General features: G+C 62.3%; 18 protein-coding genes. 11 read left to right on the top strand and 7 right to left on the bottom strand.

Going from position 1 to position 19,187, the window contains the following annotated elements; genetic code table 11:
• The first annotated feature begins 8 nt into the window (after nt 1-8).
• The 8 genes from HY836_RS01020 to HY836_RS00985 all read left to right on the top strand — a co-directional run bounded on the left by HY836_RS01020 (nt 9) and on the right by HY836_RS00985 (nt 7,881).
• The gene (locus tag HY836_RS01020) at nt 9-302 is read left to right on the top strand and encodes a hypothetical protein (RefSeq protein ID WP_290672575.1); all 294 of its coding nucleotides are present in this window, start codon (nt 9-11) and stop codon (nt 300-302) included.
• Complete coding sequence (locus HY836_RS01015; protein WP_290672572.1) at nt 299-1,993, top strand: fatty acid CoA ligase family protein; 1,695 nt, start codon at nt 299-301, stop codon at nt 1,991-1,993. The genes HY836_RS01020 and HY836_RS01015 overlap by 4 nt, the downstream gene beginning before the upstream one ends.
• A complete protein-coding gene (locus tag HY836_RS01010; RefSeq protein ID WP_290672569.1) occupies nt 1,990-3,012 on the top strand; it encodes an NAD-dependent epimerase/dehydratase family protein in 1,023 nt (340 codons plus the stop codon). Before HY836_RS01015 ends, HY836_RS01010 begins: the two co-directional genes overlap by 4 nt.
• Entirely contained in the window at nt 2,988-3,848 is an 861-nt protein-coding gene (locus tag HY836_RS01005) for an SDR family oxidoreductase (RefSeq protein ID WP_290672566.1), read from the top strand. The genes HY836_RS01010 and HY836_RS01005 overlap by 25 nt, the downstream gene beginning before the upstream one ends.
• A gap of 146 nt (nt 3,849-3,994) precedes the next feature.
• Entirely contained in the window at nt 3,995-4,642 is a 648-nt protein-coding gene (locus HY836_RS01000; protein WP_290672563.1) for a DUF47 domain-containing protein, read from the top strand.
• 16 nt (nt 4,643-4,658) lie between these two features.
• Entirely contained in the window at nt 4,659-5,669 is a 1,011-nt protein-coding gene (locus HY836_RS00995) for an inorganic phosphate transporter (protein WP_290672560.1), read from the top strand.
• A 12-nt stretch (nt 5,670-5,681) separates the two neighbouring features.
• Nucleotides 5,682-6,530, top strand: coding sequence for an NAD-dependent protein deacetylase (locus HY836_RS00990; RefSeq protein ID WP_290672558.1), 849 nt, complete (start codon nt 5,682-5,684; stop codon nt 6,528-6,530).
• Nucleotides 6,531-6,624: 94 nt separating this feature from the next.
• Nucleotides 6,625-7,881: a GAF domain-containing sensor histidine kinase gene (locus tag HY836_RS00985; RefSeq protein WP_290672555.1), complete on the top strand. Its 1,257-nt coding sequence runs from the start codon at nt 6,625-6,627 to the stop codon at nt 7,879-7,881.
• 19 nt (nt 7,882-7,900) lie between these two features.
• On the opposite strand, the gene HY836_RS00980 is transcribed toward HY836_RS00985, so the two are convergent.
• The 7 genes from HY836_RS00980 to yfbR all read right to left on the bottom strand — a co-directional run bounded on the left by HY836_RS00980 (nt 7,901) and on the right by yfbR (nt 14,192).
• Nucleotides 7,901-8,662, bottom strand: a complete 762-nt coding sequence (locus tag HY836_RS00980; RefSeq protein ID WP_290672552.1) for an ABC transporter permease — start codon at nt 8,660-8,662, stop codon at nt 7,901-7,903.
• On the bottom strand, nt 8,659-9,585 hold the full coding sequence (locus tag HY836_RS00975) for an ABC transporter ATP-binding protein (RefSeq protein WP_290672549.1): 927 nt from the start codon (nt 9,583-9,585) through the stop codon (nt 8,659-8,661). Before HY836_RS00975 ends, HY836_RS00980 begins: the two co-directional genes overlap by 4 nt.
• 52 nt (nt 9,586-9,637) lie before the next feature.
• Complete coding sequence (locus HY836_RS00970; RefSeq protein ID WP_290672546.1) at nt 9,638-10,300, bottom strand: Clp protease ClpP; 663 nt, start codon at nt 10,298-10,300, stop codon at nt 9,638-9,640.
• Between the two features lie 37 nt (nt 10,301-10,337).
• On the bottom strand, nt 10,338-10,793 hold the full coding sequence (locus HY836_RS00965) for a hypothetical protein (protein ID WP_290672543.1): 456 nt from the start codon (nt 10,791-10,793) through the stop codon (nt 10,338-10,340).
• A gap of 127 nt (nt 10,794-10,920) precedes the next feature.
• Nucleotides 10,921-11,862, bottom strand: coding sequence for a hypothetical protein (locus HY836_RS00960; protein WP_290672540.1), 942 nt, complete (start codon nt 11,860-11,862; stop codon nt 10,921-10,923).
• A 69-nt stretch (nt 11,863-11,931) separates the two neighbouring features.
• On the bottom strand, nt 11,932-13,590 hold the full coding sequence (locus HY836_RS00955) for a SulP family inorganic anion transporter (protein ID WP_290672537.1): 1,659 nt from the start codon (nt 13,588-13,590) through the stop codon (nt 11,932-11,934).
• Nucleotides 13,587-14,192 carry a 5'-deoxynucleotidase gene (gene yfbR, locus HY836_RS00950; RefSeq protein WP_290672534.1) on the bottom strand — a complete coding sequence of 202 codons (606 nt, stop codon included), beginning with the start codon at nt 14,190-14,192 and terminating at the stop codon, nt 13,587-13,589. Before yfbR ends, HY836_RS00955 begins: the two co-directional genes overlap by 4 nt.
• Nucleotides 14,193-14,295: 103 nt before the next feature.
• Between yfbR and HY836_RS00945 the strand changes: the two genes are divergently transcribed.
• The 3 genes from HY836_RS00945 (at nt 14,296) to HY836_RS00935 (ending at nt 19,162) form a co-directional block, all read left to right on the top strand.
• Nucleotides 14,296-14,676, top strand: coding sequence for a DUF3592 domain-containing protein (locus tag HY836_RS00945; protein WP_290672531.1), 381 nt, complete (start codon nt 14,296-14,298; stop codon nt 14,674-14,676).
• A 107-nt stretch (nt 14,677-14,783) separates the two neighbouring features.
• Nucleotides 14,784-15,872: an efflux RND transporter periplasmic adaptor subunit gene (locus HY836_RS00940; protein ID WP_290672528.1), complete on the top strand. Its 1,089-nt coding sequence runs from the start codon at nt 14,784-14,786 to the stop codon at nt 15,870-15,872.
• Nucleotides 15,869-19,162, top strand: a complete 3,294-nt coding sequence (locus HY836_RS00935) for an efflux RND transporter permease subunit (protein WP_290672525.1) — start codon at nt 15,869-15,871, stop codon at nt 19,160-19,162. The genes HY836_RS00940 and HY836_RS00935 overlap by 4 nt, the downstream gene beginning before the upstream one ends.
• Nucleotides 19,163-19,187 lie beyond the last annotated feature (25 nt).

Here is a 19,187-nt window from a genome sequence, read left to right as displayed (position 1 = left end):
GAGACACCATGATTTCACCTCGCCACGTCACCATCAGCAAGACCATCGTCGGCTTGTCCTGGGTCCTGGGTCTGGCCGAACTGGCCCACCCTTACCTTCACATCCCGCCGGCCTGGCTGTATGTGGTGATGGCCCTGTCCCTGCTGGCACATGCAACTCAGTGCGTCTACTTCACACGCAAATTCGGCCCTGAGGCTCAACCCCTGTGGCCGCATCTCGTGCAGATCATGATCTTCGGCATGCCGCATGTGGTGGGCTTTCAGCAAGGCCTGCGAGACTCCGGCAAGGCGGCGTCGGCATGAACAGGTCTGTCACAGGCGATTTCAACCTCTACGGGGTGATGCAGGCACAAGCTTTGAAGCAGCCCGGTCGCATCGCCTTTGCACAGGCGCGCCGCCGCAGCAAGTCGGGCCGCTTTCTGTACGAAACGCGCAGCTATGGCCAGTTCCTCGGCGAGGTCGATCACACTGCTGCCTGCCTGCGCGAAGCCGGCATCCGCCGTGGCAGCAAGACCTTGATGCTGATCCGACCCGATCTGGATCTGCCTGTCATCGTCTTTGCGCTGTTCAAGCTCGGCGCGGCGCCCGTCATCATCGACCCGGCCATGGGCATGAAGCGCCTGCTTGATTGCGTGCGCAAGGTGGCCCCTCAGGCCATGATTGCCCTGCCACTCGTTCATGCGCTGCGTCCCTTCGTGGGCGATGCCTTCGCCAGCATCGAGTTGTTCATCAGCACCGGTGCGGCGCGCCTGCCCGCCACCCGCCGCCTTCAGGACATCCGCCAGAGCAAGGCGCCCATCAGCCCCATGGTGAAGACACAAGGCAGCGATCTGGCTGCCATCTTCTTCACCAGTGGCAGCACTGGCACACCAAAAGGCGTGGAAGCCCTGCACAGCACCCTGGGCGCGCAGATTGCCCACTTCGGCACCATGTGCGAACCTGGCCTGCAGGACGTGGAACTGGCCGCCTTCCCGGTGGCGACGTTGATCTCTCCCTGCCTGGGCCAAACCAGCGTGATCCCCGATATGGGCTCCATGCACCCAGGCCGTTGCAAACCCGACAACCTGATCCAGGCCATCGAAGATTTCGGCATCACCTCCGGCTTTGCCTCACCCATCGTGTGGGAACGCCTGAGCCGCCACTGTGTGGCCAAGGGCAAGCAATTGCCCAGCATCCGCAGAGCTTTCAGCGGTGGCGCGCCCATCCCCTACAAGATGGTCGAACGACTGGGGCAACTCATGCCTCAAGGCGTGATGCACACCCCGTATGGCGCCACCGAGGTCACCCCCATCAGCACCATCGACGCCGCCGAAATCGAGCGGGAGACCGCGCGCCTGTCTGCCGTGGGCTATGGCGTGTGCGTGGGCAAGGTGGTGCCGGGTCTGGAGGTTCGCATCATCCGCACGGACGAGCACGCGCTGCAACACTGGCACGACGTCACCGAACTGACCGAAGGCAAGGTCGGCGAGATCGTGGTGCGCGGTGCCCTTGTTTCGCCCCGCTATCACAACGACCCCATCAACACTGCGCTGACCAAGATCGAAGCCAGCGAGGCCGACATGGTCGATGGCGCATGTCCCTTCTGGCACCGCACGGGTGATGCCGGCTACTTCGACAAGCAAGGCCGGCTGTGGTTTTGCGGGCGCATCAAGCACATCGTTCAGGCTCAGGGCAAACGCTATTTCTCGGTGCCCGTTGAAGAGGTGCTCAACGCCGAAACGGAAGTGTGGCGCTCGGCACTGGTGGGTGTGAACGTGGAAGGCCAGATCGAACTGGCCATGGTGGTGGAGTTCTACCCCGAATACAAACACCAGATCAGCCCCACGCGCCTGCATGCCTACAAGGCCAGATTGGACTCCCTGGGCTTTCCCGTCAGACACGTGCTGCCCTACCCGAAGGCCTTCCCGGTGGACAAGCGGCACAACTCCAAAATTGAGCGCCCCATCCTGGCCGAGTGGGCGCAAGTTCAGATCAACAAGGGCGTTCGCTCATGAAAACACTGGTCACTGGCGGCGGCGGCTTTCTGGGCCGCTACATCGTTGAAGCCCTGCAGGCACAAGGTCACGACGTGGCCGTGCTCTGCCGCGGCGACTACCCCTTCCTGCGCCAGCAAGGCGTGCAGCTGATTCAAGCCGATCTGGCCGATGCCGACGCGGTGCTCGCCGGGTGCCAGGGCATCGAGCGCGTGTTCCATGTTGCATCGAAGACAGGCCCCTGGGGCCGCTACGAAGACTTCCACCGCACCAATGTGCAGGGCACCCACAACCTGATCGAGGCCTGCCAGGCCGCAGGCGTGCACAAGCTGATCTACACCAGCTCGCCCAGCGCCGTCATCGGCTTTGACGATCTGTGCAATGCCAACGAACAGACGCCCTACCCCGCCAAACCCGTCAGCGCCTATCAGCACACCAAGATGCTGGCAGAGCAGATGGTGCTGGCCGCGCATGGCCAACATGGCCTGGTCACCGCGGCCTTGCGCCCTCATGCCATCTGGGGCCCCCGGGACACGCAATTGCTGCCCGCACTGATCGAGCGTCACAAGGCCGGCAAGCTGATCCGTGTTGGCTCAGGCCACAACCTCATCAGCGTGAGCTATGTCGAGAACGCCGCCTGGTGGCACCTGCAGGCCGCGGACTACGACGAAGCCGGCGGCAAGGCCTATTTCGTGAACGAAGCCGAGCCTGTGTCCATGTGGGCCTGGATCGACGGGCTGCTGGGTGCCATCGGCTTGCCGCCCATCAGGAAGCAAGTGTCCTACCCCACGGCGTACGCCATCGGTGCGCTGTCGGAAGCGATCTACACCGCTTTGCCCGGCCTGGGCGAGCCCAAGCTGACACGCGCCGTGGCCGCCGTCTGCGCCAAACACCATTACTTCGACATCTCAGCCGCACGGCAGGACTTTGGCTTGAGCTCGCCGGTGTCGATGGCCGAAGCTCACCGGCGCTTCGCCGCCTGGTTCAGCGCCACACAAACCGAACAGGACGCACCATGCGCGCTCGCTCATCCATCCTGATTACCGGGGCATCCAGCGGCATCGGTCAGGCGCTGGCACTGCACTTTGCACAGCAAGGCCACCACGTTCTGGCAGGCGTGCGCCGCCGTGAAGACGCCGATGAGCTGATCGCCCGATCGCAAGGCTGCATCACGCCCGTTCGTCTGGACGTGACATCCGCAGCATCCATCGAAGAAGCGCTTGCCGACGTGACCACACGGACTGATGCGCAACTGGACGTTCTGATCAACAACGCAGGTCTGGCCTTCAGCGGCCCCCTGGAGCAAACGCCACAGGACGAACTGACGCGCCTGATGAACGTCAACGTGATGGGCACCTTCGCGGTCACCCGCGCATGCCTGCCCTTGCTGCGACAGGCTCAGGGCCACATCGTCAACATCACCTCCATCTCAGGTTTGTTTGCCGCGCCGGGGCTGACTGCCTATGTCGCCTCCAAGCATGCCGTCGAGGGCATGACAGCCGCATTGCGCATGGAACTGGCGCCGCTGGGCGTGAAGGTCTGCTCGATTGCACCTGGCAAGATCGACACCCCGATCTGGGACAAGGCCTTGCAGGCCACTGAAGCCATACAGGCCAGGCAGGCACCGGCGTTTGCCCCACCACTCGCGCCACATTACCAGGCGCTCAACAGCTTCTACCAGCGCTATGCACAGCAGGAGCCTGGCACGCCCGTTGAAGCCGTGATCAAGGCGGTGGAAAAAGCGCTGCGCAGCAAGGCACCCAAAGCCCGCTACATCGTGGGCCGCAACGCGCGCCTGCGAGCCTGCCTGAACTGGCTGCCTACCGCCTGGCGCGAGCGCCTGATTCTCAACAGCGTAGCGCGGGCTGCGGTCTGAAAAGCAGGACAAGACCGTTTCCGCACGACCGCAATCACGAAATTTGACCAACAGCGCCAGACAGACGGTCATTCATGAGCCCATGCCCGGGTAAAATTCGCGCTTACACCAAGACAGTGTCACCACCGTGACACGTGAGAAAGCCCATGATCTTTGGAAAGCTTCTGCCCCGTGAGGGCAATTTTTTTGAGCTGTTCAACCAGCACGCCAATCACATCGTCGTGGCTGCCCACGCCTTCGCCAACCTGGTCAAGAACTACAACGATCCCAGCTTGCGCGAAAAGTACAACCAGGAAGTAGATGCCGCCGAGAGCGCCGCTGACACCGTCACCCGCGAAGTCAACCGCCTGCTGCACAAGACCTTCATCACCCCCATCGACCGCGAACAGATCCACTCGCTGATCAACACGATGGACGACGTGGCCGACCTGATGCAGGACGCCGCCGAAACCATGGCCCTGTATGACGTGCGCCGCATGACGGACGAAATCGTTCGCCTGACCGACCTGTGCGTCAAGAGCTGCGAGCGTCTGAAATCGGCCGTGGCCTTGCTCGACGACATCGGCAGCGCCAAGACCGCCGAAGCAGCCCTCAAGACCTGCGAAGAGATCGATCAACTCGAAACCGATGCCGACCGTGTGATGCGCGCGGCCATGAGCAAGCTGTTCCGTGAAGAGCCTGATGTGCGTGAAGTGATCAAGCTCAAGGCCATCTACGAACTGCTCGAAACCGTCACCGACAAGTGCGAAGACGTGGCCAAGTTGATCGAGGGCGTGATCCTCGAGAACTCCTGATCCCGAGAGGCTGACCATGACAACCATGCACGTGGCCCTGTGGGTCATCGTCGCCCTGGTGGTGCTGGCACTGCTGTTCGACTTCATGAACGGCTTCCATGACGCCGCCAACTCCATCGCCACGGTGGTGTCGACCGGCGTGCTGCGCCCGACGCAGGCGGTGATGTTTGCCGCCTTCTTCAACTTCGTCGCCATCTTCATTTTCCACCTGAGTGTGGCGGCGACGGTAGGCAAAGGCATTGCAGACAAGGGCGTGGTGGACGTCTACGTGGTGTTCGGCGCACTCAGTGGCGCCATCACATGGAACGTGATCACCTGGCTTTACGGTATTCCCAGCAGCTCCTCGCATGCGCTGATCGGCGGCATCGTGGGCGCCGTGATGGCCAAAGCCGGTGCCAGCGCCCTGATCTCGGCGGGCATCATGCGCACGGTAACCTTCATCTTCGTGTCTCCCTTGCTGGGGTTCACGTTTGGCTCCTTGATGATGGTGATCGTGGCGTGGATCTTCCGCAGGGTGTCACCTTCACGCGTTGATGCGTGGTTCAGGCGACTCCAGCTGGTATCAGCCGGTGCCTACAGCCTAGGGCACGGCGGCAATGACGCACAAAAGACCATTGGCATCATATGGATGCTGCTCATCTCGACTGGCTATGCCTCTGCTGCAGACAAATCGCCACCGGGCTGGACCATCGTGGCCTGCTACCTGGCCATAGGGGCAGGCACCTTGTTTGGCGGCTGGCGCATCGTCAAGACCATGGGCCAGAAGATCACCAAGCTCAAACCCGTGGGCGGCTTCTGCGCCGAAACCGGTGGCGCCTTGACACTCTTCATCGCCACGGCCATGGGTGTGCCCGTGTCCACCACGCACACCATCACCGGCGCCATCGTCGGCGTGGGCTCGGTACAGCGGGCCAGCGCGGTACGATGGGGAGTGGCCGGCAACATTGTCTGGGCCTGGATCCTGACCATCCCGGCGTCTGCCTTTGTGGCGGCCGTGGCCTATTGGATCGCACGGCAAGTCTTCTGACCAGGGATTGACATGAACGAGCAAGGCCAGGCCAGTCACGACATCGATCGGCTGGCCGCCTTGCTCCGCCATGGCCCCTTTGCAGCCATCACAGGCGCGGGCCTCAGTACGGCCAGTGGCATCCCAGCCTACCGGGATGAGCACGGCCAGTGGCAACACGCTCGCCCCATTCAGCACCAGGCCTTTCTGACCTCCGAAACGGTTCGACGCCGCTATTGGGCGCGCAGCTTCCTTGGCTGGCCACGCATCAAGGCGTGTCAGCCCAACGCAGGGCACACGGCCCTGGCCATGCTGGAACAACAAGGTTGGCTCACGGGCTTGATCACCCAGAACGTCGATGGACTGCACCAGAAAGCCGGCAGCCAGACACTGATCGAGCTGCATGGCGCGCTGGCCGAAGTCGTGTGCCTTTCATGCCGCACCAGGCTACCCCGATCAACCTTGCAGGCCCAACTGGACGCGAGCAACGCGGGTTTCAGTCCCGTCATGTCGAGCCAGGCGCCGGATGGCGACGTGCACCTGGAAGACAGCGCTTACGCGGCGTTCCAGCCTCCGGTTTGCCCCGAATGCGCCGGGATCCTGAAACCCGATGTCGTCTTCTTTGGTGACAACGTCCCTCGCGATCGCGTACAGGCAGCCACGCACATGGTGGCGCAGGCACACGGCCTGATCGTAGTAGGTTCTTCTCTGATGGTCTATTCAGGATTCCGGTTTGCCGACCTGGCACACAAGCTGGGCAAACCTGTGGTCGCCATCAATCATGGCATCACGCGAGCAGATTCCATGTTGACCGTCAAAATCGATCAGGAATGCGCTGCGACACTCATAAATTTGACGCAAATCCTGCAAAGAGCACCCTGAGCGCTTCATTGTCATCTGGCATGAACCTGCCCTGCACCGCCACAATGGCCTTGATACCTCAGGCAGTTCAGGCTCACTTCCTTGAAGGGCGCACATGACTCAGGTGGCACTGCCCCCCGTCAAACTCGAACGCATCATTCAGATGCAATCGCTCATTGTCCAGGCGGCGTTCGACCTTGACGCTTTCATGCAGACCGTGGTCGACAACCTGCAGGAGCTCACTGGCGCCAAAGGTGCGGTGGTAGAACTGGTGGAACAAGACAGCATGGTTTACCGAGCCACCTGCGGCAGCATGAACCCCTTTGTGGGCATGCGCCTGTCTCAGGCCAGCAGCCTCTCGGGCTTGTGTGTCCGTACGCTGGAGGTACTTCGCTGCACGGACGCCGAGCATGACCCGCGCGTCGACCTGCCCGCCTGCCGACGCGTCGGCGTTCGCTCCATGGTCTGCACCCCCTTGCTGCACAACCGGGCCCCCGTCGGGGTACTCAAGGTGATGTCGGACAAGGTGGATGCCTTCAACGATGAAGACGTCCACACACTGCAACTGATGGCCGATGTCCTGGGCGCCGCGCTGGGCAAGCAGATCGCCTACGACCACCTCATCAAGGACAAGCAGCAACTCAGCCACCAGGTGGAGCGCCAGGCGCAGGAAACGCGAACCTTGCAAAGCGAACGCCGCGACATGCTGACCGTGCTGGCCCACGAGGTCAGACAACCCTTGAACAACGCCTCTGCTGCACTGCAAAGCGCGGCGCATCTGCTGACAGATGCCAAAGAACCAAGCGCCGCGCAGCGCCTGTCGCGTGCCAGAGGCGTGATGGGGCAAGTGCTCGCCAACATCGACAACACTCTGGCTGTGGCCGCCCTGCTCACCCGATCAGGCCCGGCCGATCGCGCAGACACCAACGTCGATACGCTGATCAGCCTCACCCTGGCGGACTTCCCCGACACCGAGCGTCATCGCATCATGATGGAGCGCCCCAGCATCACCCGCACAGTGGCCATGGACATGAGCCTCATGCGGCTCGCGCTGCGCAATCTGCTGTCCAACGCCTTGGCGTTCAGCAGCTCAGACAAGCCTGTCGTGCTGACCTTGAGCGACTCCGATGCCCCTCTGGCACTGGTGTTCGACGTGCGTGATCAAGGCCCTGGCATGGACGCATCACTGGTACCCGTTCTGTTCGAAAAAGGCGTGCGCAGCACCAACCCGCATAACGCGACTGGTCATGGGCTGGGCTTGCACATTGTCAAACGGGTGATGGAACTGCATGGCGGCACCGCCGAGATGCTGCACAACAGCAGCCGGGGCGTCACCATGCGCCTGGTGCTGCCCCTGGCTCCGGCCGACTGACAGGCATCAAGGCCAGGCTTCAGCGCTTGAGCTTGTAGCCCGTCTTGAAGATCCAGGCAACCACAATCAAGGACACGGCGGTGAAACCCAAGGTCATGGCCAGGCTCACCGCCAGGCCCACATCGGCCTGCCCGTGGAAGCACCACCGAAAGCCATTGACCAGATAGACCACCGGATTGAACAGTGAAATGGTCTGCCAGATCGGCGGCAGCATCTTGATCGAGTAGAAGCTGCCACCCAGAAAGGTCAGCGGCGTGATGATCAGTAAGGGCACGACCTGCAGCTTCTCGAAGCTGTCCGCCCATAGGCCGATGATGAAACCGATCAGGCTGAAGGTGACCGAGGTCAGCACGAGGAACATCAACATCCACAGCGGGTGCTCGACATGCAGCGGCACGAACAAGCCTGCCGTCGCCAGGATGATCAGGCCCAGGATGATGGACTTGCTGGCCGCCGCCCCAACATAGCTGAGCACCACCTCGAACGGCGAGATCGGTGCCGACAGCAGCTCATAGATCGTGCCCGTGAACTTCGGGAAATAAATGCCGAACGAGGCATTGGACAGGCTCTGGGTCAACAAGGACAACATGATCAGCCCCGGCACGATGAAGGCGCCATAGCTGATGCCGTCCACCTCCTGCATGCGAGAGCCGATGGCCGCCCCAAACACCACGAAATACAGCGATGTCGAGATCACAGGCGACACGATGCTTTGCATCAGCGTGCGACGGGCACGGGCCATCTCGAAGATGTAGATGGCGCGGATGGCGTGGAAATTCATGATGCGCGCTCCACCAGGCCCACGAAGATGTCTTCCAGGGAGCTCTGAGTTGTCTGAATGTCGTTGAAACGAACGCCTGCAGCGATCAAGGCGTTGAGCAACTCGGGCACGTTGACCTTGTCATCCAGCGCGTCATACGTGCAGCACAGCTCATGGCCATCGGCAGACAGCGTCAAGACGTAGGCGTCCAGGCCGGCAGGCACAGCTGCCAGGGCCTCGGGCAGATGCAGCGTCAACTGCTTTTTGCCAAGCTTGCGCATCAACTCGTCCTTCTTCTCGACCAGGATGATCTCGCCCTTGTTGATCACACCAATGCGATCGGCCATCTCCTGCGCCTCTTCGATGTAGTGCGTGGTCAGGATGATGGTCACGCCGGCCTGCTGCAGTTTGCGCACCAGTTGCCACATGTCCCGGCGCAGGTTCACATCGACCCCCGCCGTGGGCTCATCGAGGAACAGAATCTGAGGCTCGTGCGACAGGGCCTTGGCAATCAGCAAGCGCCGCTTCATGCCGCCCGACAAGGTGATGATCTTGTTGTCACGCTTGTCCCACAGGGAAAGGTCCTTGAGGATCTGCTCGATCAGCGAGGGATTCGGCGCCTTGCCGAACAAGCCGCGGCTGAAGCAGACCGTGTCCCACACCGTTTCGAAGGCATCGGTGGTCAATTCCTGGGGCACCAGGCCGATCAGGCTGCGGGTGAGGCGGTAGTCGCGGCCGATGTCATGCCCGCCCACCGTGACCGAGCCCTCAGAGGGCGTCACGATGCCACAGATGATGCTGATGAGCGTGGTCTTGCCCGCCCCATTGGGGCCCAGCAAGGCCAGGATCTCACCCCGGTGGATATCCAGGTTGACGCGCTTGAGCGCCTGGAACCCCGAAGCGTAGGACTTCGACAGGTTCTGAACAGAAAGAATGGGCTGCATCCGCAAACGATAACCGAAACCGGCCAGCGCTGCTTGGACCAGCCCGACGACCTCAGACCTTGCGCTTGCGGCTCACGGTGGACGCGCCCTTGGCACGCTTGGCCGCAGCAGGCCGCGGGGGTTGCGACTCCTTGCGACGGCGCCGCTCCTGCCCGAGGCGATGCCGGATCTCATCCGAATCCATCCAGAAATCCGCGCCCTTGATGATGCTGTCGACCTCCTCGTCAGTCAGCAGGGGCGTGCAGATGCGGTGCATCACCTTCTCGAACCACTTGCCCAGCGCCGCCACTTCGGCCTGCTGCTCGTGGCCCTTGCCGGAGAAGAAACCGGAATAGGTGTGGAACATCAGCTGACAGTTGTCATGAACGTACAACTCGTCGCCACTGAGGAACACCATGGCGGCCATCGAATAGGCCCGCGCCTCCAGCACGGTTACCACCTTGGCATCCGAGGCCGCGATGTTGTTGATCAACTGCATGCCTGTGTTGAAGTCTCCACCCGGCGAATTCAGATGCAGGTAGATCAGATCGGTGTCACTGGCCGTGCGCAGCGTGTAGAACAATTCCGTGTAGTACTGCGGCGCCTGCAACTCGCCGCAGATGTAGTAGGACACCTGCCGGACCGGCAACTGACGCTCGAAACGCGTCAAGCCCTGGAAAGGCACCATCTCGGCACCGTCATCATCTTCGGCCACACGGCCCAGCACCGGACGCATCTTCTAGATCTCCTCAGGTCAACGTGCCATTATTCGATCAATCACGGTCGCGATCACGTCGGTCATGCCCGCGCCCCTTGTCCCGGCGCTCCTTGTCGTGACCGTAGGCGTTACCACGCCCATGGTCCTGTCGATCCGGCGGAGCGAAGCGGCGGTCGCGCGCATGTTCTCGCTCCCAACGCTCCTTCACCCACTCCTCCCGGACAAAAAACACCGGTTGCCCACACGCACTATAGCGACTGCAATAGCGCCGCCAGTCACGTTGATGCTGCGGTGGCACATACAGATAGATCGGACTTTGATAGACCGCAACCGGCGAGGGTTGAACGATGATGGGCTGTGGGTACACCACAACCGGCTCGGGATAGTTGCCGATATTGATGCGGCCGTACATCCCGGGCTGGTGGATGCCGATCGAAATACCCACATTGGTTTCGGCGAACGCGGGGGCGGCGCACAGCACCGCCAGAGAAAGCAGGAGCTTCTTGATCATCATGACACTCCAGTTGTGAAGATGACCATTTAACGCACCTGACCTGCTTCCTGTCTACCCGCTCCCGCACATTTACAGGTATTTACGCCATCAAGGGCGCCGCCCACAAGGCAGCGCAAACGCCTATTCAAAGATAGAGCGCCACGAACTCCGTGACCTTGTCTTCAACCACGACGGGCAGGCACAAGCACCCCTGGACGCCAGCCTTGACGGCTGCGCGCCCGATCACCCCTGACATGGACTGCGCGGTCTCAGACAGAACGGGGGTGCCATCGCTCAGGAGTTGTCGAATCAAGGGATCAGCCTCCTCCACACTGAACGCCGCAGATGCACCAGGCAACTCCCCCTCGGTTTCGCAATAGCCTCCTGCCAGAACCAGGCTGCCACTGGCTGCGTCCACCACCCAGCGCTCCATGCGGCGCGCAACGGGCGTTGCTGTGCCAGACAACAACATGAGCACATAGCTGGCATTGGTCATGGACTGGCATGGCCATGCCAGCGCTCGGCAGATGCCCGCGTCGCTGGCCGCGTTACCACGAAGGAAGCTGGTGCTGGCGTCCGCCTGCCCCAACATCACGGACTCGTCCCGCTGCCAGGCCATGCCCGGCAAACCCATGCCGCGCGGCAGGTAGGCATCGCGCGATAACTGCTCGAATTCAGGAGGTAGACCACCGTAATAGCCATCCAGCAAGGTGATATCGGAACTGATGCGCGGGTCATTGCGCCAGAGTTCAATCGCCCCCTTGCTGGACTCGTCGTCACCACCAAAGAGAACCGCGACGGCGCTCACCTCGCCAGCTTTGAAAAACGGCAAGGCCACTGCGCAGGTCAGGCCTGCCACGTCGGCGGCACCGATACGACGAAAATCCGACCCTTCGAAATGCTTGAGCAGCACCGGATGGCCCTTGCCCCAAGCCTCCCCGGGCAAACCGTCAGCGCGACCGAAACACATGGTCTGGCTGAGTGCACCAAAACTCAAGGCATCCCCGAACAGGCCCGCACCAAATTCGAGCAAGGAATGGTCTTGGGCAGGCAACCAGATCTCTGCCGCACGGATAAACGACTTCATGAAACAACCTCAGGCGAAATGTGATGTGTGAGCCCAAGGAGAAGCAATTTATGCACCAAGTCGGCGAATTCACCCGCCGTTCTTTGTCGGGCGGTGCCCGGCGTCGAGTTGCGCACGCGCCAGTTTGACCGCGTCATCAATGCTGAGCATGGTGAGGCTCGTCTGTGGCAGCGCAGCCCGCTGCAAAACGATGTACGGACGGCTTTTGAGCCGCGCCACCATGAGTAATTGCCCGGCATTGCCCATGTCGATGTTCAGGTCTTTCAGGGCCTCAACACAACTGCCGTCCAGATCGGGCGACTCCTCCAGACTCAGGATGAGGCACCGGGCGGAAGGGCAGCGCCGCCATTGCGCGCGTATTTGAGCCATCAGGCTTTCGACGTTGCCGAAAAACATGGGCGCCTCCGGCCGAAGGATCAGCAACCCCTCTTCCTGACGAACCAGCGGCGAGAGCTTCTCGTCGATGAAATCGTGCCCCTCGTCGAGTCGCCCCAGCACGGCCACACGGGCTTGCGCCAGACCTCGCAAGGTCATGAACAGGCTGATCCCGATGGATGCCAGCAAGCCATCCAGCACCCCCAGCCACAGCACGCCGGCCACAGCCAGCATGGCCACCAGTCGGTCGCGCTGCCATACGAAATAGGGCCGAAAGACACGCGGGTCCAGCATGTTGGTCACCGCGTGGATCACGATGGCCCCCAGTACCGGTTCCGGCATGTAGGCAACCACAGGCAACAAGCTCAAGGCCACCACCAGCAGAACGGCCAGGGCAACCAGGCCCGCCCAGCGGGACTGCGCGCCCGCTGATTCGTTGGCCACGCTGGCCGAATAGCCTGCGCCCACCGGCATGCCATGCACGATGCTGCTCAACACGTTGGCCACACCGAGCGCCAGCAGATCCCGATTGGGCTGAACGTCATCTCCGTGCCTGATCGCCAGGCTGCGTATGGCGCCATAGGACTCGGCGTACAGGATGAGCACCATTGCCACGGCTAGCTCCCCCAGACGCAACCACTGCTCGCGCTGCAATGAGGGCCACGCCGGCTGGTTGAGATGAAGTTCGATGACGCCGACGGCAGCCACCCCCCTGTCAGCCAACTGCAGATGATGCTGCGCCGCGATCCCCGCGAGCATGACCAACAAAGCGCCAGGCCAGCGCCGCCCCAGCCGAGAAAACGCATACAGCGCCAGCAATGCCAGGACGCCCAGGATCATGCTGGCACCATGCCATTGCGCATGACTGGCCCACAAGTTCATGAGCAAGGCCTGGGCGTCATGCCCATGCGCCGGCACCCCCAACAACTTGGGCAACTGTTTGACGATGATGATCAAGGCCAGGCCGAAAGCGAATCCTCTGAGTACCGGCTTGGAAATGAAGGCCGACACTGCGCCCACCTTGGCCAGTGCACCCAGCGCGAACAACAAGCCCGTCAGCAGGACCAGGCCCGCCGCCAACTCCATGCGCATGACCGTGTTCAGGCCAGCCAGCGAGCCCGTTGCGGCCAGCAGCACCGCTGCAGAGGACGATGTGGCCGACACGATCGCAAATCGGCTGCTCCCCAGAAGGGCATAGCTCAACAGACCGGCGAACAACGCCAGCACGCCGGCCTGCGGCGGCATGTTGCCGATGCCTGCATAGGCAACGGCCTCTGGCAGGAGCAAGCCTGCTACCGACAAGCCTGCGAGCACATCCTGCCAACTCGGTCCACGCCCGGTCAAAAGGCTCACTCCCCTTGCATCAACGAATCGAGTGTCAACTCGTAGGCCGAGCCGAAGGTGTCCAGGAAGTACTGCACTTCAGGTGTCATGTGCTCGTCAATCTTCGATTTGACTTGCACGGTCGCCTGCTCGAACTCCTTGTTGCCATACCGTAGCTCCGCCCGGCACTTCAACCAGGCGGCCAGTCGGTCAGCGGACTTGATCAGACGAGCCTCCTCACCTGGCCATTCGTGATGGTCCATCGCCGATTTCAGGGCAGGCCTCACGGCGGGCGGCAAAAGGCGCAGCATTTCCTCGCACACCTCGCCTTCCAGATTCTGGGTGGCGTGGCGCATCGCGGGGGAATACTTCACCGGCGTAGGCAGATCGCCTGTGATGGCCTCGGTGGCATCGTGAAACAAGGCACGGGTGGCCACGGCGTTGGGGTCGATCGGCTTGCCCAGCACGTCACGCGCGATCACGGCCAGCGCATGCGCAATCACGGCGACCTCCCAGCTGTGCTGAGCCACGTCTTCTTCCACCGCATTGCGCATCAGCCCCCAGCGCTTGATGAAGCGCAGACGCGACAGGTGGGCGTAAAAAGGACTGTGAGGCGCAGCGGTTTGAGGCATAAAGTCAGCAGCGACATGCAAAGAAGGACGGGTTCCCATCTTCGCGCAAATCCCGCCGGTTCACGACGCTTGTCACCCTGATTGCACTCAAGACACCACATCCATGCCCGACGACCTTGGCAAGTACCTGATCATCGCCTTCATCGTCGGCGCGGTCTACCTCGCCTGGCATGCCTGGCAGATCAAGCAGGCCAGCCCTAACTGGCCCTCGGTTGAAGGCGAAATGCTGGTATCCAGGGCCCGGGCCCGCAACGAAACGGGTGAGCAAAGTGGCACGCCCACCCACGAGTGGTTCACCGAAGTTCGCTATCGCTACACCGTCAACGGCACAACGTACACCGGTGATCGCCTGCGCGCCTTTGGCCTGAATCATTTTGACGAGCAACAGGCACTGAATGAGCTTGCGCCCTTTCCGGTCGGTCAGAAGGTCAAGGTCTATTACAACCCAGCCAAGCCGTCGTCCAGCGTGTTGATACCCGGCTGATCGCCGGTTTTTTCACACCGTCAATGGTGTCCGGAAAAGTGCCACGCTTGCATACCCAATGGGGTATATGTATACTCCCCACCGTATATTGCTGAGGAGCGCGTTTCATGGCCAGACACCTTGTCGTCCAAACCTTGTTGGTAGCCACCTTGGCTGCGGCCTGCCTGCCGAGCGTCGCGCAGAGCAACGCCCAGAAAGTGCCCACCATCCGGGTCCAGGCCCAATCCCATGCCGGGGTCATGGAGTGGGATGGCGTGATCCAGGCCATACGCCAGAGCACCGTCTCAGCCCAGGTCGCTGGCAACATCACTGCCCTGCTGGTCAAGGCTGGCGACACCGTCAAAGCCGGACAGGCCCTGGCCCAGGTGGACGACCGCGATGTACAGGCCGCCCTCATCCGCAGCCAGGCCGATGTGGCGCAAGCTGATGCCCAGTTGACCAACACACGACTGCAATGGGAGCGCAGTCAGGCACTCAAGGCACAAGGCTTCATCAGTGCGACGGCGCTGGACAGCGCACAGGCACAATGGCGCTCCGCCCAGGCTGCCTTCAATGCGGCGAAAGCGGGTCAATCGCAAGCCGCCCTCGCCAAGGGGTTCGCGACCGTGACGGCACCATTTGACGGACGCATCATCTCCACCCATGCGGACGTGGGTGATCTGGCTGCGCCTGGCCGGCCCATCCTGACCCTGTTTGCACCACAGGCCATGCGCGCCGTGGTTCAAGTACCCACCTCGCTGGCGGAGCGCGTCAAGTCGGCCCGAACCGCAGAAGTGCTACTGCCTGCGGTCACATCACAAGCGGCGCCACAATGGGTTAGAGCCTTGCGCCTGGCCTCTCTGCCTGGCACTGACCCCGTTTCCCAGACGGTGGAATGGCGCCTGGATTTGCCGACCACAGCAGCCCTGCCGGGCCAGACCACACGCGTGCGCTTCAGCGACATGGCAACAGCCACCGCCCAAGGCGCCACTGAAAGCGGCTTGACCGTGCCGGCGCTGGCCGTGATCCGACGGGGCGAACTCACGGGCGTCTATGTGGTGCGTGAGGGGCAATTCATGCTGCAGGCCGTCCGTACCGCCCCTGCCAGCACACAGGCAAGCTCGGTCACGGTGCTCAGCGGGCTGAGGGCCGGCGACACCATCGCCGCAGACGCCTTGAAGGCGGGCCTGGCCAATGCCAGCCCGATGAAGCCATGAGCGAGCACAGCCAGATGGGCATCGCAGGGCGCCTGGCCCAGGCCTTTCAGCAAAACGCCCTGACACCGCTGCTGGCCATCGTGGCCATGTTGCTGGGCTTGTTCGCGGTGTTGGTCACGCCCCGCGAGGAAGAACCGCAGATCAATGTGACCATGGCCAATGTGCTGGTGCCCTTCCCCGGCGCCTCCAGCCAGGACGTGCAGAACATGATCGCAGGCCCTGCCGAGCAAGTGCTCGGGCAGATCGCCGACATCGAGCACACCTATTCGGTGTCACGCCCTGGCATGGCCGTGCTGACTGTGCAGTTCAAGGTGGGTGTCCCCCGTACCGATGCCTTGGTGCGCCTGTACGACGTGCTCAACGCCAATCAGGACTGGCTGCCACGCAATCTGGGCGCCTTGCCCCCCATCGTCAAACCCAAGGGGATTGACGACGTGCCCGTGCTCGCCATCACCCTGTGGAGCCGCGATGCCCGATCGGCGCTGGAACTGGAGCGCGTAGCGCGCAGTCTGGAAGCAGAAATCAAGCGCGTCCCCGGCACGCGTGAAGTGCAAACCATCGGTGGGCCCGGTCAGGCCGTGATGGTCACGCTGGATCCGAGCCGCCTTCGTGAACGCGGCGTGGACCTGAGCTCGCTTCAACAGGCATTGGCTGCAGCAAACCTCAGCCTGCCCTCCGGCAGCGTGCTGCAACCTGGCAGCGGCCAGACGGGTTCAATCGGCCAGAGCCAGATGTTGACGATCGAAACCGGCGAGTTCCTGCGCTCGGCCGAGGACGTCGGCGATCTGGTGGTCGGTGTGAGCCGCGGCAAGCCCATCTACTTGCGCGAGGTCGCCACAGTGGAATGGGGTGCTCAGCAAGCCCGACGGCACGTGTGGTTCACACCCGGTGCCGGGGCAACTGCTGGCGCCCAAGCACCCAGCAGCGCCGTTCAAGGCGCGGGCCAGGCCTTCCCTGCCGTGACGTTGACCGTGACCAAGAAGCCCGGCCAGAACGCTGTGGACGTGGCCCGTGCCGTGCGCCAGCGGCTGGATGAGCTGCGCAACACCGTGTTGCCCGCCAACGTGGAACTCAGCATCACACGCGACTACGGCGAAACTGCTGCCGAAAAGGCCAACAAGCTGATCCAGAAGCTGGCCTTTGCCACCGGCTCGGTGATCCTGCTCGTGGGCTTTGCCCTGGGCCGCCGCGAAGCCGTGATCGTGGGCGCCGCCGTGATCCTGACGCTGACCGCCACACTGTTTGCCTCGTGGGCCTGGGGCTTCACCCTCAACCGCGTTTCGCTGTTTGCACTGATCTTCTCGATCGGCATCCTGGTGGACGACGCCATCGTGGTGGTGGAAAACATCCATCGCCATCAGCAGCTGACGCCAGGCAAACCGCTCAAGGAGATCATCCCGCTGGCGGTGGACGAAGTGGGTGGCCCCACCATCCTGGCTACCTTGACCGTGATCGCGGCCTTGCTGCCCATGGCGTTTGTGAGTGGCCTGATGGGCCCCTACATGAGCCCGATTCCGATCAATTCGAGCCTGGGCATGGCCATCTCGCTGGGCATCGCCTTCACGGTCACGCCGTGGCTCGCGCTCAAGCTCATGAAGCCCCACGAAGGAACGCCTGGCGATGCCGGGCATGCGCCAACTGGGCTGGCAAGCAAGCTGCATGGCCTCTTCAACCGCGTGCTCATGCCCTTGCTGGTGCACCGCGGCAGACGTTGGGCGATGGGCCTGAGCATCATCGTCGCGCTGATGTTGTCGATCGGCCTGGCCACCATCCCCTCATCGGGCATGGGTGTGATCCTCAAGATGCTCCCCTTTGACAACAAGAGCGAGTTCCAGGTTGTGGTGGACATGCCTGCCGGCACCGCCATGGAGGACACGGCGGCCGCATTGCAAGACATGAGCGCCTTCCTCGCCAGGCAGCCTGAGGTGCTCAATCTGCAAGGTTATGCGGGCACCGCCGCCCCCATCACTTTCAATGGGCTGGTGCGCCAGTACTACCTGCGTGCTGATGCGGAACAAGGTGATCTGCAGGTCAACCTGGTGGACAAGCACCACCGCCATGAAAAGAGCCACGCCATCGCCCAACGCCTGCGCGTCGATCTCGAGAAGATCGCTGCGCGTCATGGTGCCCGCGTCAAGGTGGTGGAGGTGCCCCCTGGCCCACCGGTGATGTCACCCCTGGTGGCCGAGATCTACGGGCCGGATGAGGCCGGTCGGCAGCAACTGGCCCAAAGGGTGGCCAAGGCTTTCGGCGAAACAGCCGACATCGTGGGCATCGACACCAGCTTGAAGGAAAACGCACCTCGCGTGTTCCTGCGGGTTCAACGCCAACGCGCTGAATCGCTCGGTATCCCGGTCGCCAGTGTGGCGCAAGCCGTGCAGGCTGCGCTGTCTGGTGCCGACCCCGCCTATCTGCACGACGGTCAGTCGCGCATCGCCGTGCCTGTGCGCATCCAGCTGCCACGAGAATCGCAGATTGGCCTGGACAAGTTGCTGGCCCTGCCCTTGCGCGCAGGCAACGGGCAACTCGTGCCCTTGTCGGAGCTGGTGCGGGTAGAGCACGGCGTGATCGACAAGCCGCTGTTCAGCAAGGACCTGATGCCCGTGAGCTATGTATTTGGCGACATGGCCGGCCAGCTCGACTCACCGCTCTATGGTCTGTTTGCCATCCGCAGCAAGCTGGAGGCAGCCGCCTTGCCTGGCACAGGGGCCATCAGCGAATACTGGATCAAGCAGCCTTCCGATCCCTACCGGGCCTACGCGCTCAAGTGGGACGGCGAATGGCAGATCACCTATGAGACCTTCCGCGACATGGGTGCAGCCTATGGCGTGGGCCTCATCCTGATCTACCTGCTGGTGGTGGCGCAGTTCAAGTCCTATCGCACGCCGCTGATCATCATGGCGCCGATTCCCCTGACCATCATCGGGGTGATGCCAGGCCACGCCCTGCTCGGTGCGCAATTCACGGCCACATCCATGATCGGCATGATTGCGCTGGCCGGCATCATCGTGCGCAACTCCATCCTGCTGGTGGACTTCATTGAACTGCAGGTGGCGCGCGGTGTGGCCTTCAAACAGGCCGTGGTCGACTCCGCCGCAGTGCGGGCCCAACCCATTGCATTGACCGGCATCGCCGCCATGGTCGGCGCCTTCTTCATCCTCGACGACCCCATCTTCAATGGCCTGGCCGTCTCATTGATCTTCGGGATTCTGGTGTCCACCCTGCTCACGCTCGTGGTCATCCCGGTTCTGTACTACGCCGCCTATCGGCGCCTGCATGAGCCCGTTTGATCAGGCTCTCTACATCCTAGAAAGG

The organism is Aquabacterium sp. (assembly GCF_016234775.1).
Taxonomy (GTDB): Bacteria; Pseudomonadota; Gammaproteobacteria; order Burkholderiales; family Burkholderiaceae_C; genus Aquabacterium.
This window is presented reverse-complemented; position numbering and strand designations above follow the sequence as displayed.